Source organism: Catenuloplanes sp. NPDC051500, from assembly GCF_044454585.1.
GTDB lineage: Bacteria > Actinomycetota > Actinomycetes > Mycobacteriales > Micromonosporaceae > Catenuloplanes.
In genome coordinates, this window is sequence record NZ_JBITDX010000004.1 from 360,723 (window position 1) to 378,581 (window position 17,859).

General features: G+C 69.9%; 14 protein-coding genes. 6 read left to right on the top strand and 8 right to left on the bottom strand.

All coding sequences use genetic code 11. The features are described 5' to 3' along the window. Positions 1-88: 88 nt before the first annotated feature. A complete protein-coding gene (locus ACIA8K_RS10940; protein WP_396057335.1) occupies positions 89-1,795 on the top strand; it encodes a VWA domain-containing protein in 1,707 nt (568 codons plus the stop codon). 183 nt (positions 1,796-1,978) lie between these two features. Further along, positions 1,979-3,463, top strand: a complete 1,485-nt coding sequence (locus tag ACIA8K_RS10945) for a sugar transferase (RefSeq protein ID WP_396057337.1) — start codon at positions 1,979-1,981, stop codon at positions 3,461-3,463. Positions 3,464-5,007: 1,544 nt separating this feature from the next. On the opposite strand, the gene ACIA8K_RS10950 is transcribed toward ACIA8K_RS10945, so the two are convergent. Further along, positions 5,008-5,520 (bottom strand): MarR family winged helix-turn-helix transcriptional regulator, encoded by a 513-nt coding sequence (locus ACIA8K_RS10950; RefSeq protein ID WP_396057339.1) that lies wholly within the window; start codon positions 5,518-5,520, stop codon positions 5,008-5,010. Positions 5,521-5,558: 38 nt separating this feature from the next. Continuing rightward, positions 5,559-6,770, bottom strand: a complete 1,212-nt coding sequence (locus ACIA8K_RS10955) for an ROK family protein (protein ID WP_396057341.1) — start codon at positions 6,768-6,770, stop codon at positions 5,559-5,561. Between the two features lie 75 nt (positions 6,771-6,845). Between ACIA8K_RS10955 and xylA the strand changes: the two genes are divergently transcribed. Beyond that, positions 6,846-8,030: a xylose isomerase gene (gene xylA, locus ACIA8K_RS10960; protein ID WP_396057343.1), complete on the top strand. Its 1,185-nt coding sequence runs from the start codon at positions 6,846-6,848 to the stop codon at positions 8,028-8,030. 7 nt (positions 8,031-8,037) lie between these two features. Beyond that, on the top strand, positions 8,038-9,429 hold the full coding sequence (xylB, locus tag ACIA8K_RS10965; protein ID WP_396057345.1) for a xylulokinase: 1,392 nt from the start codon (positions 8,038-8,040) through the stop codon (positions 9,427-9,429). Between the two features lie 49 nt (positions 9,430-9,478). Here xylB and ACIA8K_RS10970 read toward each other — a convergent pair whose 3' ends face one another. After that, on the bottom strand, positions 9,479-9,679 hold the full coding sequence (locus ACIA8K_RS10970; RefSeq protein ID WP_396057347.1) for a DUF397 domain-containing protein: 201 nt from the start codon (positions 9,677-9,679) through the stop codon (positions 9,479-9,481). A gap of 89 nt (positions 9,680-9,768) precedes the next feature. After that, on the bottom strand, positions 9,769-10,626 hold the full coding sequence (locus tag ACIA8K_RS10975; RefSeq protein WP_396057349.1) for a helix-turn-helix domain-containing protein: 858 nt from the start codon (positions 10,624-10,626) through the stop codon (positions 9,769-9,771). Positions 10,627-10,818: 192 nt separating this feature from the next. Between ACIA8K_RS10975 and ACIA8K_RS10980 the strand changes: the two genes are divergently transcribed. Both ACIA8K_RS10980 and ACIA8K_RS10985 read left to right on the top strand, forming a co-directional pair. Beyond that, positions 10,819-11,382 carry a GNAT family N-acetyltransferase gene (locus ACIA8K_RS10980; RefSeq protein WP_396057351.1) on the top strand — a complete coding sequence of 188 codons (564 nt, stop codon included), beginning with the start codon at positions 10,819-10,821 and terminating at the stop codon, positions 11,380-11,382. A gap of 109 nt (positions 11,383-11,491) precedes the next feature. Beyond that, entirely contained in the window at positions 11,492-12,919 is a 1,428-nt protein-coding gene (locus ACIA8K_RS10985) for an MFS transporter (RefSeq protein WP_396057353.1), read from the top strand. A gap of 52 nt (positions 12,920-12,971) precedes the next feature. Here ACIA8K_RS10985 and ACIA8K_RS10990 read toward each other — a convergent pair whose 3' ends face one another. The 4 genes from ACIA8K_RS10990 to ACIA8K_RS11005 all read right to left on the bottom strand — a co-directional run bounded on the left by ACIA8K_RS10990 (position 12,972) and on the right by ACIA8K_RS11005 (position 17,774). Beyond that, a complete protein-coding gene (locus ACIA8K_RS10990) occupies positions 12,972-14,621 on the bottom strand; it encodes a glycoside hydrolase family 13 protein (RefSeq protein WP_396057638.1) in 1,650 nt (549 codons plus the stop codon). Next, a complete protein-coding gene (locus tag ACIA8K_RS10995; RefSeq protein ID WP_396057355.1) occupies positions 14,618-15,661 on the bottom strand; it encodes a LacI family DNA-binding transcriptional regulator in 1,044 nt (347 codons plus the stop codon). The genes ACIA8K_RS10990 and ACIA8K_RS10995 overlap by 4 nt, the downstream gene beginning before the upstream one ends. A gap of 81 nt (positions 15,662-15,742) precedes the next feature. Next, a complete protein-coding gene (locus ACIA8K_RS11000; protein WP_396057357.1) occupies positions 15,743-16,711 on the bottom strand; it encodes a carbohydrate ABC transporter permease in 969 nt (322 codons plus the stop codon). Position 16,712: 1 nt separating this feature from the next. Beyond that, on the bottom strand, positions 16,713-17,774 hold the full coding sequence (locus tag ACIA8K_RS11005) for a carbohydrate ABC transporter permease (RefSeq protein ID WP_396057359.1): 1,062 nt from the start codon (positions 17,772-17,774) through the stop codon (positions 16,713-16,715). Positions 17,775-17,859 lie beyond the last annotated feature (85 nt).

A 17,859-nucleotide genomic window follows, 5' to 3' on the forward strand; every position in this document is an offset into this window, starting at 1 on the left:
TGGCGTCGAACGTGCGGAGTATTGGCGTGTGCCAGGCCGCCATAGAATGTCCAGCAGCTTCCGCGGAGCGGGGGCCATCGCCGCGGCGATGGCCGTCGTCGCCGTCATTTCCGGCTCCTACCTGGGTTACCGACAGTTGTCGCAACCCAGCTGTACGGGGTCGGTGCCGCTGGTCATCGCGGCCGCACCCGAGATCGTCGCCCCGATCAAGGCGGCCGCCGACGCGACTGTGGCGACCGGCGCGGACATCGACGGCAAGTGCCTCGACGTCACGGTGAACGCGGCCGAGCCGGTCGAGATCGCCGCCGCCATCGCCACCAAGCACGCCACCCAGCTGACCGGCGTCGGCCAGGGCAGCGGCGCGACAGTGCTCCCCGACGTCTGGGTGCCGGACTCGTCCACCTGGCTGCAGCGCCTCAAGCAGGCCGCGCCCGGGTTCACGCCGCTCAACGCGCAGTCCGTCGCGACCAGCCCGGTCGTCGTCGCGATGCCGGAGCCGATCGCGAAGTCTGCGGTCGGCTGGCCGGACAAGAAGCTTCAGTGGACCGACCTGCTCGCGGCGATGACAAGCAGCGACTCCGCGCTCAAGCCCGGCATCGTGGACCCGGCGCTGGACGCCTCCGGCCTGTCCGGGCTGCTCGCGCTCGGCCAGGCCTCGGCCGCCGGCAACGGCAACGACGCAGCCCGGGTGGGCGTGCTGCGCACCCTCGCGTTGAACCGGTCCAACCTGCGCGCCGACCTGGTCGCCAAGTTCCCGAAGTCGGACGATCCGGCCGCCCTGGCGAACGGGGTCGGCCTGGCCGCGCTCTCCGAGGAGGACGTGATCGCGTACAACGCGACCAAGCCTCCGGTGTCGCTGGCCGCGCTCTACGTCGAGCCCGCCGCGGTCGCGCTGGACTACCCGTTCGCCGTGATGCCGGAGACGGACGCGGCCCGGGGCAACGCCGCCGACCTGCTCTTCGGCGAACTGACACAGAGCCCGGCATACCGCGACGCGCTCGCCGGGGCCGGACTGCGCGGTGCCGACGGCGCCGCGGGCGGGGGCTTCGCCGCACCCACCGGCGCACCCAGCCCGGAGGCGATCGCCGCGTCCGCACCGGCCAGCAGCGGCGGCGGCGCGGCGAACGGCCTGGACGCCACCGCGATCGGCCGTGCGCTCGCCAGTTGGACCGCGATCACCTCGCCCGGCCGCATGCTTGTGGTCTTCGACGTCTCCGGCTCGATGCTCGGCACCGTGCCCACCGCCGGCGGCAAGACCCGCAACCAGGTGATGGTCGAGGCGGCCGGGCGTGGCCTGGGCCTGCTCGACAACGAGTGGTGGCTCGGCGTCTGGGTCTTCTCCACCGAGCTGGCCGGCCAGCGCGACTACCGCGAGCTGGTTCCGATCGGCCAGCTCACCAAGCAGAAGGATGAGCTGCAGGCCTCGCTCGGTGACGTCAGGCCTGTCGAGGGCGGCGCCACCGGCCTCTACGACACAGTGCTGGCCTCCTACCTGGAGGTCCAGAAGGGCTACCAGGCCGACAAGGTCAACTCGGTGGTGCTCTTCACCGACGGCCAGAACGAGGACCCGAACAGCATCAGCCGGGAAAACCTGATTCAGCAGCTCAAGGACAAGGCCGACGCCAAGCGGCCGGTCCGGGTGATCCTGATCGGCATCGGCAACGAGGTCAACAAGGAAGAGCTGGAGAGCGTCGCGGAGGCGGGCGGCGGCGGCGCGTACGTCGCCCAGGACCCCGCCAAGATCGACGAGATCTTCCTCCAGGCGATCGCCTCGCGCGCCGCGACAGTCGGCTGACCGCGCCGCGATCGTCTTCTGACCCACTCCGCGATCGCCGGCTGACCGGTCATCGCCTCCGAGTAAGCCGTCCGGCCAGCACAAATTCCGCCGGACGGCGGAACTCGCGGTAATCGGCCGCGGATATTCTGCGACCGGCCCTAGTAGCGATCATGGGGCCGGCGACAACGGTGGGGAGGGTCGATGACGTCTGCAACGCTCACGCCGGCGCCCGAACGGCGACCGGACACCCCACCGGACGCCTCCGTCTCGGACCTCCGGCTCCGGCAGCGGCACTACGTCCGTACCCTCGTGGTCGTCGACGCGGTGGTGGTCGCGGTGGCCGTGCTGGCCGGCTTCGTCGGGCGTTTCTACGACACCCCGGTCGTCGGCGTCGAGGTCCCCTACTTCGTCATCCTGCCGGTCCTGGCCGTGATCTGGCTGCTGTCGCTCAAGGGAGCGCGCTGCTACGACGACCGCGTGCTCGGCTACGGGGCCGACGAGTACCGCCGGATCTTCTCCGCCAGCGCGCGCGTCGCGGGCGGCGTGGCCATCGCCGGGTACGCCATCGACATCGGCGTAGCCCGCGGCTTCCTCGCCATCTCGTTCGCGCTCGGCACGGCGCTGCTGATCCTCGCCCGGTGGCTGGCCCGCAAACGCCTCCACCGGCTGCGCGGCAAGGGCCGTGGCTGGTCCCGGCGCGTGCTTGTGGTCGGCGACGCCCCGCACGTGCTCGAGCTCGTGCACACGCTGCGCCGCGAGCCCTACGCGGGCTACCACGTCGTCGGCGCCTGCATCCCCGACGCGCTGCTCGCGCCGGTGCCGCAGCGGCTCGGGGACGTGCCGGTGGTCGGCTCCTTCCGGAGCATCCTGGAGGCGGTGGCGGCCACCGGGGTCGACACGGTCGCGGTCACAGCGTCGGGTGAACTCACCGCGGGCCGCCTCCGCCGGCTCGGATGGCAACTGGAAGGCACGGACGTCGACCTGGTGCTGGCGCCGGCGCTGACCGACGTGGCAGGCCCCCGCATCCACACCCGGCCGGTCGCCGGGCTTCCGCTCATCCACGTGGAGGCGCCGGAGTTCCGGGGCGGCCGGAAGCTGATCAAGGCCTTCGTGGACCGCAGCATCGCGCTGCTTGTCACCCTCTGCGCGCTGCCGGTGATGATCGCCATCGCACTGGCCATCAAGATCGATAGCCGGGGCCCCGTCATCTTCCGCCAGACGCGCGTAGGGCTGGACAGCAAGGAGTTCGGCGTCTTCAAATTCCGCACCATGGTGACGAACGCCGACGCGCTCCTCGCCGAACTCCAGGCCAAGAACGAGACCGACGGCCTGATGTTCAAGATGCGCAACGATCCGCGGGTGACCCGGGTCGGCGGTTTCCTGCGCAAATGGTCGCTCGACGAGGTGCCGCAGCTGTTCAACGTGCTACTCGGCCACATGAGCCTGGTCGGCCCCCGCCCGCCCCTGCCCTCAGAGGTGGCACGCTACGACGGCGACCTCGCACGCCGTCTGCTGGTCAAACCGGGGATGACAGGACTCTGGCAGGTGAGCGGACGCTCGGACCTATCCTGGGAGGACGGCGTCCGCCTCGACCTCTTCTACGTCGAGAACTGGTCTCTCGCCGCCGACCTGACAATCCTGTGGAAGACGCTGGGCGCCGTGGTGCGGTCGCGAGGGGCGTACTAAAGCCACGTCATCTCCCCCTCTCGCGTAACTGCGACCCGCCTGCTCCCGACCCTGCTCCCCATGCCCGGCGGCTCAGCCATCGCTTGATCGCCCCCAACGCCCTGCCGGAAATATCAAGATAATTCCCCCGCCGCCGGTACGTTGGCGCTGTCTTCAATCGACAAAAGCCGATAGATCAAGCGCCAGGTGAGGCATGAGCACCCCATTCCCGACGAATAGCGTGCTCACGCCTCACCTGACGCCCTCCCCCTCGCCACTTCCTCACATTCCACCCATATCCCCGCTGCCCTGCGCTGCCCCGGCCTGCTGCCCCGCCCCGCCCTGTCTGCCGCGCCGCCCCGTGCCGCGCCGGTTCGGCTTGGCCTGCCGCGCCGGTTCGGCTTGGCCTGCCGCCCCGCCCTGGCCTGCCGCCCCGCCCCGCCCTGGCCTGCCGCCCGCCCTGGCCTGCCGCCCGCCCTGGCCTGCCGCCCGCCCTGGCCTGCCGCGCGCCGCCGCGCCGCCCCGTGCCGCGCTGGCTTGGCCGGGCCTGCCCTGCCGCCCCTTGCCGGCCCGGCCTACCCCGCCGTCTCGCCCCGTGCCGCGCCGCCCTGCCCCCGCCTGGCCTGCCACATAGCCCTGCCTCGCCCCGCCCCGCCTTTGATCTTGTGTCGTGTGCGCAGCACACAAAGGTGACCGCCTGGCTGCCCCGTCTGCCATCGACCCGCCCTTCGGGGAGCAGATCATCGGCAGGGCCGCCACCAACGGGCAGATACCAACACCCCGCAGCGCGACCAGAAACACGCGCCCACCCACGAGACTGCAGCCCGGCGCGCCCAGCGTGACCAGCAGACTCGTAAGACCCGATCAAGACGGCGCCAACACCACCCAGCCTGGCGGCCCTGCCGATGATCTGCTCGGCTCTGCCCGGGTCGATGACAGACGGGGCAGACAGGCCACACGAAACCCGACCACCGACAAAGCTCTACCAGCGAAGCTGACCTGCGCTTCCGGTTGCCCCGGAGCCGGAGCGCTCCCCCCGGAGGGCCGCCGGAGGCAAAGAACCGCAGCCACCCCACCTGCGCCACCAACGGACAGAAATGTCCGATAGGCCACCGTCAACGGGCCGTTTCATCATGTCGAAGGACCACGCACCGCCCCCGGCCGACACATAGCAAGACTTCAGGCCGCACACCCCTATGTCACACAGCGCCACCGCCAGACCATGACCACCGAAGGCCAGCACTGACCTTCCGCGATCAAGTTGAGCATGCATCAAAGACATCTATATACCGAAATTTCGGTCACAGTTGCCCTCCCACACCCCGACCGCGCAACCCCAATATGTGCACGTCGGCCAGGTCCTCGTCCACCTACTCACACGCCCATTACCCTCGCCCGACATTTCACCTCATCGACGCCCACCCCCTCCACGGCGACGCCGCAGGCCCAGCCGAAAGAAATCGCAGCCGGAAAGGCCCCTTGCCGCGACGCGACGTTGCAGGAAGGGCACTCGAGGCGAAATCGCGAAAAGCGAACCCCCACCCAAGCCAGGACCGGGAGCGTTTTCAGGCGGTACGAATGGCCGGCGTGGTCTCTTCCGCGGGAAGCGCGGCAGTAGAGAAAGCCTGGAGACCGTTGAGGAGGGCGACCCGGGAGTTCGGGGACATCAGGGCGAGGACGCGGCTGAGTTGGTCCCGGCGTTCGGCGCGGACCTCGTCCAGGAGGGCGCGGCCGGCGGAGGTGAGGATGAGGGCGATCTCGCGGCGGTCGGCGCGGCCGGGTTCCCGTTCCAGCATGCCGGCGGCGACGAGGCGGTCACAGAGGCGGCTGGCGGAGGAGAGGATCATCCCGAGGTTGCCGGCCAGGCCGCCCAGATTTATGCCTTCGTCCTGTTCCACGACGAGAAGGGCCCGCAGTTGCGAGCCCGAGAGGCGGTTGGTGGCCTTTTCCCGAGCGGTGTCCCACACGCCTAACAGCGCTTCGGCCGCCTCATCGATCGCGGCGGCGTCGGCGGTGACGGTGGCGGTCGCGGGGGCGACGGTGGGATCCGGCCGGTTTGGCCCGTGCTTTACGGCCATCGTCCGCCGAGACTACCCCCGCCAGGTATGCCCTGTCTCTATGGCTTACCGGAGTCTCTATGTCTTAAGGGACCAATGGGAAGGAGCCAGGCGGCGGGCTCCTCGTGGACGGCGCGGATGACGGCACCGGCGGCGCCGATGACGGCGGCGTCGCTGCCGAGCGCGGCGGGGTGGATCCTGACCGGTGACCAGGCGGCGGTCAGTACCCGGTTGGCGATTTCGGCCTCGATGCCGGGGCGGAGCCATGGGGTGAGGGGCGCGTAGATGCCGCCGAGGATGACGGTGTCCACATCCAGCAGGTTGATCACGCCGGCGATGGTGACGCCGAGCGCGGAGGCGGCGGTGGACAGGCGGCCCAGGTCCGGCTCGGATCCGGAGTCCGCCGCTGCGGCGAGGTCGGAGACGGAGGTGCCCGGTGGGAGCAGTGCCTCCTGTCCGGCGTACTGCTCCAGGCAGCCGTGGGCGCCGCAGCGGCAGGCGGGGCCGCCGGGGTTGACTGCGACGTGGCCCAACTCGCCGCTCCAGCCGCGGGCACCGCGGAACAGGTTGCCCTGGAGCACGATGCCGGCGCCGATGCCGATCTCGCCGGAGACGTAGAGAAAGCTTGTTGAGCCGCCGGGGGAGCCGTGGTGCAGCTCGCCGAGCGCGGCCAGGTTGGCCTCGTTCTCCACGGTGAGCGGGCCCGGGGTGAAGCCTGAGGCGTCGACGTCGCGCCAGCCCAGGTTGGGTGCGAGGCGGATGACGCGGTCGGGGGAGACGAGGCCGGGCACGGCGACTGCCGTACCCGCGATGGTCAGTCCTTGATCTTCTGCGGCGAGCATGGCGCGGGAGGCGAGCGCGGCGGCGGAGGACAGCACCTGGGCGGGATCCACGCCGCGGCGGTCGCCGGGCTGGATCTCCCGGTGGCGGACGGTGCCGGCCAGGTCGAGCACGCAGGCGGCCAGGTAGTCGACGTTGATCTCCAGTCCGAGGCCGGCGGGGCCGTCGGCGTCGTTGAGGACCAGGCCGACGCCGGGACGGCCGGCGCCGCTGCGGGGTGTGGGGGAGACCTCGCGTAACAGGCTGCCGGAGACGAGATCGTCGACGAGAGTGGAGACCGTGGCGCGGGTGAGTCCGGTGGCGGCGGCGATGTCGGCGCGGGACTGCGGGCTCAACGAGGCGACCTGGGCCAGCACGAGCCGCAGGTTGTGCTGGCGCAGGCTGGCCTGTCGCACCGGCGCGTCCGCGGCAACGGAGATCCCGAAAATCACGGGGTTGACAATGCCACACGCCGCTCAAATAATTCAACCGTTAAACAAATCGCGGATGTTACGTGGAGGTATCTCATGGTGAAGCCCACTCCCGCGGACAGGTTCACGTTCGGCCTCTGGACCATCGGCTGGACGGCCCGTGACCCCTTCGGTGACGCCACCCGCGCGCCGCTTGACGCGGTCGAGGCGGTGCACAAGCTCGCTGAGCTGGGCGCCTACGGCATGACCTTCCACGACGACGACCTGATCCCGTTCGGCGCGGACACGACCGCCCGGGACGAGCAGATCAGCCGGTTCAAGAAGGCGCTTGACGAGACCGGTCTCAAGGTCCCGATGGTGACGACAAACCTGTTCACCCACCCGGTGTTCAAGGACGGCGGCTTCACGAGCAACGACCGCTCGGTCCGGCGTTACGCGCTGCGCAAGGTGCTCCGCAACATCGACCTCGCGGCCGAGCTGGGCGCGAACACGTTCGTGCTGTGGGGCGGGCGCGAGGGCTCGGAGTACGACCTGGCCAAGGACATCCGTGCCGCGCTCGAGCGTTACAAGGAGGGCATGAACCTCCTCACCCAGTACGTCACGGACAAGGGCTACGACATCAGGTTCGCAATCGAGCCGAAGCCGAACGAGCCCCGTGGCGACATCCTGCTCCCGACCGTCGGCCACGCGCTCGCGTTCATCAACGAGCTGGACAAGCCGGAGCTGGTCGGCCTCAACCCCGAGGTGGGCCACGAGCAGATGGCCGGGCTGAACTTCGCGCACGGCATCGCGCAGGCGCTGTGGCACGGCAAGCTGTTCCACATCGACCTCAACGGCCAGCGCGGCATCAAGTACGACCAGGACCTGGTCTTCGGCCACGGCGACCTGATCAACGCGTTCGCCCTGGTCGACCTGCTGGAGAACGGCGCACCCGGTGGCGGCGAGGCGTACAGCGGCCCGCGTCACTTCGACTACAAGCCGAGCCGCACCGAGGACTACGACGGCGTGTGGGCCTCCGCGGCCGCGAACATGCGCACCTACCTGCTGCTCAAGGAGCGCGCGGCCGCCTTCCGTGCGGACCCGGAGGTGCAGGAGGCGCTGGCCGCCAGCGGTGTCGCGGAGCTGAACCAGTCGACGCTCAACGACGGCGAGACCGTTGCGGACCTGCTGGCCGACAAGAGCAGCTTCGAGGAGTACGACGTGGACGCCGCCGCCCAGCGCGGCTTCGGCTTCGTCCGCCTCAACCAGCTTGCCGTCGAGCACGTCCTCGGCGCCCGGTAAGCGGACCATGACTCTCGTTGCCGGGGTCGACTCGTCGACCCAGTCGTGCAAGGTCGTGATCCGCGACGCGGAGACCGGCGCGCTCGTCCGGGAGGGCCGTGCGGCCCACCCGGACGGCACCGAGGTCCACCCGGACGCGTGGTGGAGTGCCCTCACCGAGGCGTCGGAGCAGGCCGGTGGCCTGGACGACGTCGCGGCGATCTCCGTCGGCGGCCAGCAGCACGGCATGGTCACGCTTGACGGGAACGGCGAGATCGTCCGCCCGGCACTGCTCTGGAACGACACCCGTTCCGCCGGGGCCGCCGAGGACCTGATCGAGGAGCTGAACGGCCCGCAGGCCTGGACCGACGCGGTCGGCCTGGTCCCGGTCGCCTCGTTCACTGTCACCAAGCTGCGCTGGCTGGCCGGCAATGAGCCGGAGAACGCCGCCCGTACCGCCGCGGTGTGTCTTCCTCATGACTGGCTGACCTGGAAGCTGGCCGGTGCGGGAAGCATGGACGCCCTGCGCACCGACCGCAGCGACGCCAGCGGCACCGGTTACTGGTCGGCGGCCACCGGCGAGTACCGGATGGATCTGCTGGAGCGGGCGCTCGGCATGCGGCCGATCGTGCCCACAGTGCTCGGCCCGGCCGAGTCGGCGGGCACCACCTCGAACGGTGCGAAGCTCGGTCCCGGCGCCGGGGACAACGCGGCCGCCGCGTTCGGCGCCGGCGCCCAGCCCGGCGACGTGCTGGTGAGCATCGGCACGTCCGGCACCGTCTTCTCGGTGGCGGACACGCCGGCGAACGACCCCAGCGGCATCGTCGCCGGGTTCGCGGATGTGACAGGCCGTTTCCTGCCGCTGGTCTGCACGCTCAACGCGGCCCGCGTGCTCACCACGGCCGCGGCCATGCTCGGCGTGACCGTGGAGAAGCTCTCCGACCTGGCGCTCGATGCCCCGGCCGGCGCGGGCGGCTTGGTGCTGGTGCCCTACCTGGAGGGCGAGCGGACGCCGAACAAGCCGCACGCGTCCGGCGCGGTGCACGGCCTGACGCTGCGCACCGGTACGCCCGCGCACCTGGCCCGCGCCGCGGTGGAGGGGATGCTCTGCGCGCTCGCGGACGGCCTGGACGCGTTACGCGCGCAGGGCGCCACGGTCAACCGGGTGATCCTGGTCGGTGGCGGCGCCCGTTCGGAGGCGGTCCGCCGGATCGCGCCGGAGGTCTTCGGGCTCCCGGTCGTGGTCCCGCCGCCGGGGGAGTACGTGGCGGACGGGGCCGCCCGGCAGGCCGCCTGGGTCGCGCTCGGCGAGGCTCCGGCCTGGACGCTCAAGGACACCCGGGAGTACGACGGCACACCGGCCCCCGTGATCCGCGACCAGTACGCCGCGGCCCGCGACCTGACCGTGGACCGGCACTAGAAGAGAGGCGCCCGCCGTTTCCACAGGAGACGGCGGGCGTACTCGCAAGTCAGTTGTTCCTGATCAGATCGCTGGCCAGGAAGGTCTGCCAGCTCTCCGGAGCGAACGTCAGCATCGGACCCTGCGTGTCCTTCGAGTCGCGTACCCCGACGACCTGGTCGCCGAGCTGGGCGAACTCCACGCATTGTCCCTGGCCGTTGCTGCGGCTGCTCTTACGCCACGTGGCCTCGGACGGATACGGCGCAGCCATTGTGCGCCCTCCTACTCTGTTGATCTCGCCGACGTTGTGCTGTGAAGCCGGACAGAGATCAACAGAGGCCGCCCGCCGCCAGGCAGTTTTCACCTGGGGGCGAACGCGTCCGCCTTCACGCTTAGTAGTTTAACGCTGTCCACCGGGGAGAGCGCAATCGCTCTCATATGGTCATATGCCGTCGCATGCGTCGCCACGTGCTCGGGACTGTCCAAAAGCAACGCTCCGGAGAGATTCTCCAGGTAGACCACGGTGGGATCACCGGGGTCAGCGAATTCCATAATGGTGAAACCCACCCCCATCCCGGCATACGGTCCCTGGCCGAACGGTAGGACCTGAATGGTCACATTGGGTAACTGGCTCGTGTCCACCAGATGCCGAAGTTGTGCCGCCATCACCTCTGGCCCGCCGATGACGCGCTCCGTGACGGACTCGTCCAGGATCAGCCACAGCTTGGGCGGGGATTCCCGCCGCAGGATCGCCTGACGCGCCATCCGGAGTTCCAGGCGCTCGTCGATCCGCTCGGCGGAGTCCTCAGGGAATTCCGCGGCTATCACGGCGCGGGCGTACTCCGGCGTCTGCAGCAAGCCGGTCACGAGTTGGATGTCGACGATCAGGAAGCCGTCCGCCTCGTCCTCGAACGCGACGTAGCCGGCGAACCACTGTGGCATCGAGCCGGAGTAGTCGACCCACCAGCCGTGCTCGCGCGCATCACGGGCGAGTTGCACGAGCGCGCCGCGCACCTCGTGGTTCACGCCGTAGACGCGCAGCAGGGTGCCGACCGTGCGCGGCTGCACCCGGATCTGTGCCGTCTCGATCCGGGAGAGCGTGGACTTGCTGATCTTTGCCTCGGCGGCGGCCTGTTCGATGGTCAGGTCCGCAGCCTCCCGCAGTCGCCGCAGCTCGGATGCGAGCCGGCGTCTCCGCACCGTCGGATGGGTTCCCATAGGGCTGAGTGTCGCTGATGCAGGTCATGACCTGGAAGCCGACTCCCGGAAATTCGAGGAAGATCCACCTATGGAAGTTGCTCCATAGTGGGAGTTGCAGTCGGCGTTCAAGGATGCGAATCTACGAGCGGCCGATATCAGGGAGGCGAGCCAGTTTTGCGCCCGACGATTCTCAGGGCCGGACCGTCCGACGTGCCCTGGGCGACCGATCTCATCGTGCGGGCCTTCGAGGCTACCGCGCCGGTGGTCTGGCTGATCCCGACGCGCTCCCGCCGCAGGGACATTCTGACCGGCGCTATTTCCGTCTCGCTGCACGCCGCGCTCGAACGCGGCGAGGCCCTGTGCACACCGGACCGGGACGCGATCGCGGTCTGGCTTCATCACACCGGCGACGCCTGGCCCGCGCTTCCCGGCCGGCCCGACAGCAGCACCCGGGAGATCACCGCGGAGTTCGCCGACCGGTTCCGCGAGCTGGCCACGCTGCTCGCCACGCATCACCCGGCCGAGCCCCACCACCACCTGCTGTTCATGGCCGTGGAGCCGAACCGGCGCGGCGAGGGCCTGGGCAGCGCGCTGCTGCGGGCGCACCACGCCCGGCTGGACGCGGACGGCATCCCGGCGTACCTCGTCTCGCCCCACCCCTCGGCCCGCGACCTCTACGCGCGGCACGGCTACGTGGCGGACCGGCCGCTCCTCCTCCCGGACGGCGCGCCGTTCTGGCCGATGTGGCGCAGCCCCAGCAGGAAAGAAAACTGAGCTACCCTCCCGGGTGAGCAATGTCAACCTGGTGAGCAGGTGACTGCCGGGCTCGGAGTCGACGGGACGCGCGCACACGGGTTGGAACCACTGTGGAAAAGGCTCGGTCATGAGGGGCGGCGGCGGGCGGGTGCACCGCCTGTACAGCGTGGTCGTCTTCGTCGTGCTCGCCTCGCTCGACAACGTGGTCATCGGGCTGACACCGCCGCTCTACGGCCGGATCGGCGAGGGGCTCGGCGTCGGCCGCGGCGCGATCGCCGGCGTCATCTCAATGACGTACCTGGTCAGCGCGCTCGCCTCGGTCGTCTGGGCCTACAGCGGGGACCGCACCGACCGTAAACGCCTGCTGATGTCCGGCACGCTGGTCTGGGCCGCCGGAACCGCAGGCACCGCGCTCTCCGCAGACTTTGTCACGTTCGTGATCGCCCAGTTCACCGCCGCGGCCGGGCTCGGCGCGGTCTCCTCGGTCGGCTTCTCCGTGGTCACCGACCTGATCACGCCGCGCCGCCGTGGCCTGGTGATGGCGTTCTTCGGCCTGGCGCAGGGCGTCGGCTCGCTGTCCGGCACGTTGCTCGGCGGCCTGCTCGGCAACGCGGACTGGCGGCGGCCGTTCGCGGTGCTTACCGTGGCCGGGCTGGTCGCGACCGTGGCGTACCTGTTCACCTACGACATCCGGCGCGGCGAGAGCGAGCCGGAGCTGGCCGACGCCGTGGACTACGACTACCGGATCTCCCGCCGCGACCTGCCCCGGATCGTCGGGAACCGCTCAAACGTCTGGCTTGTCGCGCAGGGCCTGACCGCGCAGATCGCGTTCGGCTCGCTGGTCTGGCTGCCGGTGCTGTTCACCGAGCGGGCCCGCGACCAGGGCTATGACGACAGCACCGCGGTCGTGGTCGGCACGATCTTCACCACGTTGTTCCAGCTCGGCGGCGCACTGTCGATCATCGGCGGCGTGATCGGCGACCGGCTCCAGCGGCGGAACCCGCGCGGCCGGGCGCTTGTCGCTGCCGTCGGCGTGCTCGGCGCGCTGCCGTTCTACGGGATCCTCTTCTACGTGCCGCTGAGGATCGACGTGCCGAACGGCGGGTCAAGCGGCGCCGTGGTCGCCGCGGTGCTGGCCAGCGTGGTCACCGAGCCCACAGTCGCGCTGAGCCTGGTCACCGCGTTCATCGCGCTCGCGTTCACGTCCGCCAACTCGCCGAACTGGTTCGCGCTGATCGGCGACGTCAACCTGCCTGAGCACCGCGGCACGGTCTACAGCATCGGCAACCTGGTCAACAGCCTCGGCCGGGCCGGCGGCAACGCGCTGATCGGCGTCGCGGCGAAGGCGCTGTCCGGCGCGTTCCCGCCACCGCTCAACTACGCGGCCGGCCTCGCGCTCTTCCAGCTCTTCTTCGTGCCGACCGGCGTCATGTACTGGCTGGCCTCGCGCACCGCGCCGGGCGACATCGCGGCCGTGCACGACACGCTGCTGGCAAGAGCAGGTCACAAACACGATCAAAAATCCGCCGAGGGTACGGCGAGAGCTCCGTCCTGACCGGCCGGGCTCACGCCGTACCCCCGCATGATCTTGATCTGTCAAAGCGCCGTCAGGCGCGCAGCCAGACCGTCACGTCCGACGGCACCACGCCCGGCGTCTCGAGCGGCTGGCTGGTCAGGATGACCTCGGCACCGTCCGGCAGCGACACGTCGTCCGGGCCGAAGTTGGTAAGCACCCGCACGCCGCCGTTGGTGAAGGACAGCACCGTCTCGCCTGTCGTCTCGTGCCAGGTCAGCTCGCCGCTGCCCAGGCCCAGCTCACGGCGGCGGCGCAGCGTCTCCCGGTACAGCTCGTAGGTGCTGCCCGCGACGCCGCGCTGACGGTCGAGCGCGTACTCCGCCCACAGCTCCGGCTGCGGCAGCCAGCTCGCGTCAGTCGGCCCGAAGCCGTAGGACGGCGCGTCGGCCTCCCACGGGATCGGCACCCGGCACCCGTCCCGGCCGCGCCGCGCGTGCGACGAGCGCTCCCAGGTCGGGTCCTGCCGCGCCTCGTCCGGCATCGTCATGTGCTCCGGCAGGCCCAGCTCCTCGCCCTGGTAGAGGTAGGCGCCGCCGGGCAGGCTGAGCATCAGCAGCGTGGCCGCGCGGCCCCGGCGCAGTCCCAGCACCGGGTCCGGCTGCGGGTCGCCGATGCCGATGCCGTCCGGGCGCGGCGTGCCGATCGGCAGGCCCAGCCGGGACGCGTGCCGCAGCACGTCGTGGTTGGAGAGCACCCAGGTGGTCGGCGCGCCCACCGAGCCGTTCGCGGCGAGCGAGCGGGTGATCACCGATTGCTGGTCGGCCGCGGTCCAGTGCGCCTCCAGGTACTCGAAGTTGAACGCCTGGTGCATCTCGTCCGGCCGCACGTAGGCCGCGAGCCGTTCGGCCGGCTGCACCCACGCCTCCGCGACCAGGATGCGCTCGCCCTCGTACTCGTCGAGGACCGCGCGCCACTGCCGGTAGACCTCGTGCACCTCGTCCTGGTCCCACATCGGCGCGCGGCGGCCCTCGACCCCGTCGCCGGTCGCGCCGTGGATCGGGTACTCCCAGTTCGCCAGGTCGCGCTGCTTGATCAGGCCGTGCGCGACGTCGACCCGGAAGCCGTCCACGCCCCGGTCCAGCCAGAACCGCAGCGTGGTGACGAAGTCCGCCCTGATCTCCGGGTTGTCCCAGTTCAGGTCCGGCTGCGCGGGGTCGAACAGGTGCAGGTACCACTGGCCGGGCGTACCGTCCGGCTCGGTGATCCGCTGCCAGGCCGACCCGCCGAACACCGCGGACCAGTCGTTCGGCGGCTCCTCGCCGTTCGCGCCCTTGCCGTCCCGGAAGACGTAGCGGTTCCGCGCCGGGCTGCCCTTGCCCGCTTTGAGGGCTTCCTGGAACCACACGTGCGCGCTTGAGGTGTGGTTCGGGACCAGGTCCACGATCAGCTTCAGGCCGCGGCTGTGCGCCTCGCCGATCAGCTTGTCCGCGTCCTCCAGCTGCCCGAAGATCGGGTCGACGTTGCGGTAGTCGGCCACGTCGTACCCGGCGTCCGCCTGCGGCGACGGGTAGAACGGGGACAGCCAGAGCGCGTCCACGCCCAGCTCCACCAGGTGGTCAAGCCGGCCGGTGATGCCCGGCAGGTCACCGAGGCCGTCACCGTCGCTGTCCGCCCAGGACCGGGGGTAGACCTGGTAGATGACGGCGTGCCGCCACCACTCGCTGCCTTTGTGCGTGTTCAGGGTCTCTCTCCATCCCTAGAGGTGGTATCCGGTTCAAGTGTGCTGGGCGGCGCGGCCGTCGACTCCCGAATTGTCAGGTGTGTCGGCAGCAGCACATCGCTCTCCGGCGCGGTCGGCGCCAGCAGCGTCTCCACCGCGCGGCGACCCTGCTCCGCCGCCGGCTGCGCCACGGTGGTCAGCCCGATCGCGGGAGCCAGGTCGTGGTCGTCGATGCCGACCAGGCTCACGTCCTCAGGTACCCGCAGCCCGTGCCGCCGCAACGTGGTCAGTGCGCCCATCGCGGCCTCGTCGCAGATCGCGTAGATCGCGGTGAACGGGACGCCGCGGCTCAGCAGCTCCTCGGTCGCGGCCGCGCCCCCGGCCAGGTCCAGGCTGCCCTCCACCTCGAGCGCCGGGTCCGGCGTGAGTCCGGCCTGCCGCAGCGCCTCGGAATAGCCCCGCTGCCGGTCCACATGCGTGGTGAACGCCAGCTCGTCGGTGGACTTGCCGCAGATCCGGGCGATCCGGGTGTGGCCCAGCCCGATCAGGTGCTCCACCGCGTCCCGCGCCGCGGCCACGTCGTCTATCCGCACGCTCGGCCAGCCCGGCACCGGCGTACCCGAGCTGACGGTCACGCCCGGCAGCTCAAGCCGGCTGACCGCCACGAAGTCCTCGGCAAGCAGCGGCATCGAGATCATGATGACCGCGTCCACCCGCTGCCGCAGCGCGCCGGTGTGCAGCAGCTTCAGCCGCGCCTGCTCGCTGCCGCCGAGGTTGAACAGCAGCACGTCGTACCCGGCCTCGTGCAGGCTTCGTTCGGCGGCCTCCACCACAGTGGAGAAGAACCAGCGGGTGATCCTCGGAACCACCACCCCCACGCAGCCGGTACGGCCACCGGCCAGCCGGGACGCGCTGGGCGAGGCGATGTACCCCAGCCGGGTCGCGGCCTCGAGCACCCGCTGCCGGGTGCTCTCGGACACCACCGGCAGTCCACGCAGCGCCCGGGAGACGGTGGCGGTGGAGACACCTGCCGCCCGGGCCACGTCGTCGATCCTGATCACGTCGCCACCTTCGCGTTCTCACCACGACGGCCGGCCGCTTCTGCCCGCGGCCGGCCGTCATGTTCGCTCTGGTTGTGCTTTCTAGCCCTTGACGCTGCCGGCCAGTAGACCCCGGACGAAGTACCGCTGCAGGGACAGGAACACGATCAGGGGAACCACCATCGAGACGAACGCGCCCGAGGTGAGGCGTTGCCACTCGTTGCCGCGGGTACCGGCCAGCTCGGCCAGGCGCACGGTCATCGGCTGGGTGTCCCGGCCGCCGCCGCTGGCGAAGATCAGCGCGACCAGCAGGTCGTTCCAGACCCAGAGGAACTGGAAGATGCCGTACGACGCGAGCGCCGGCGTGATCAACGGCAGCACGATGCTCCGGAAGATCTTCGGGTGGTTGGCGCCGTCGACCCGGGCCGCCTCCATGATGTCCCGCGGCAGCTCCGAGATGAAGTTGTGCAGCAGGTACACGCCGAACGGCAGCGCGAAGCAGGTGTGCGCGAACCACACCTGGATGAACAGCCCTTCGTCGCTCAGCCCCCAGGCCGGCGTCAGCTGGATGCCGAAGATCTCGGTGCCCTGCGAGAAGAAGCGCAGCAGCGGGACCAGCGCCATCTGCAGCGGCACGATCTGCAGCGCGAAGATCATGATGTAGACCCAGTCGCGGCCCTTGAAGTCGATCCAGGCCAGCGCGTACGCGGCCAGCGAGCAGATCGCCATCGGGAACAACACGGCCGGGATCGTGATCACCAGCGAGTTGATGAAGTAGCCGGCCAGCTGCCCGGAGCTTGCGCTGCCGCCGAACAGCACCTCGTTGTAGTTGTCGAGCGTCAGCTGCGGGTCGGAGAAGAACGTCCACCAGCCGGTGGTCTTGATGTCGTTCGCCGGCCGGAACGAGCTGATCAGCAGGCCGAACGTGGGGATCGTCCAGAACAGCGCGATCAGGATCGCGATGACCGTGGCGACCCGGCTGGAGAGCTTCTGCCGGACGCGGCCGGCGGCGGTGCTCGGCCTGATGGTCTTGACCGGAACCACTGCGGCGGGCGGGTTGGTTGTCGTCATGTCAGGCCTCCGACCGCTGCTTGCGGATGTTCCGGATCTGGAAGATCACGATCGGGATCACCAGGACGAAGAGGAAGACGGCCAGCGCGGAGCCGTGGCCGGTCTCGCCGTACCGGAAGGACTGGTTGTACATCTCGTTCGCGATGACGCTCGTCTCGTAGTTGCCGTTCGTCATGGTGCGCACGATGTCGAACACCTTCAGCGTGCCGATCGTGATCGTGATGACCACGACGATCACCGCGGGCCGGATCGCCGGCAACGTGACCCGCCAGAACATCTGCCACGCGTTCGTACCGTCGATGCGCGCCGCCTCCACGATCTCGCCCGGGATCGCCTTGATCGCGGCCGACAGGATCACCATCGCGAAGCCGGCCTGGATCCAGATCAGGATCACGATCAGCAGCAGCGTGTTCAGCTTGTAGCCCTGCTCCAGCAGCCACTGCTGCGGCTCGCCGCCGAGCCACACCACGATCTGGTTCAGCAGGCCGATCTGGTCCTGCTCGCCGGACCGGTAGGCGTAGACGAACTTCCAGATGATGCTGGCGCCGACGAACGAGATCGCCATCGGCAGGAAGATCATCGCCTTGGCCAGCGCCTCACCGCGCGCCTTGTCCACCATGATCGCGTAGATCAGGCCGATCGCGGTGGCAAGTGTCGGCACCACGAGCACCCAGATCAGCGTGTTGAAGAGGACCTGCCGGATGTCCGGCTGCGCGAACATCCAGCCGTAGTTGTCGAAGCCGACCCAGGCGCTGCCGTTGCCGTTCTTGAACGACAGGATGGCCGTGCGGATCGCCGGGAAAATGAGGCCGATCGCCAGCAACAGCACGGCCGGCAGCAGGAAGCCGAGGGCCAGCCAGCCCTCCCGGCTGCGCCCGGCGCCCGGCGTGATCGTCTCTCCGGCCGCGGCGGCCGCAGCCAGCCGGGCCGTCTTGCGTTCGGTCAGCATGGTCGGGATCAGATCCAGGACCAGCAGTAGACCGCCGACCAGCACCACGAAGGCGATAAGGCCGATTCCCAGCATCCCGAACTTGTCGGTGTGATCGGCGAGATCGAAGTTCATCACCGCTCCAGAGCTCTCCCGGCCGTGTTTACCGGCGGGGTTTCTTTACCGAGATATGCGTCCGGCCCGGGCGAATGATCGCCCG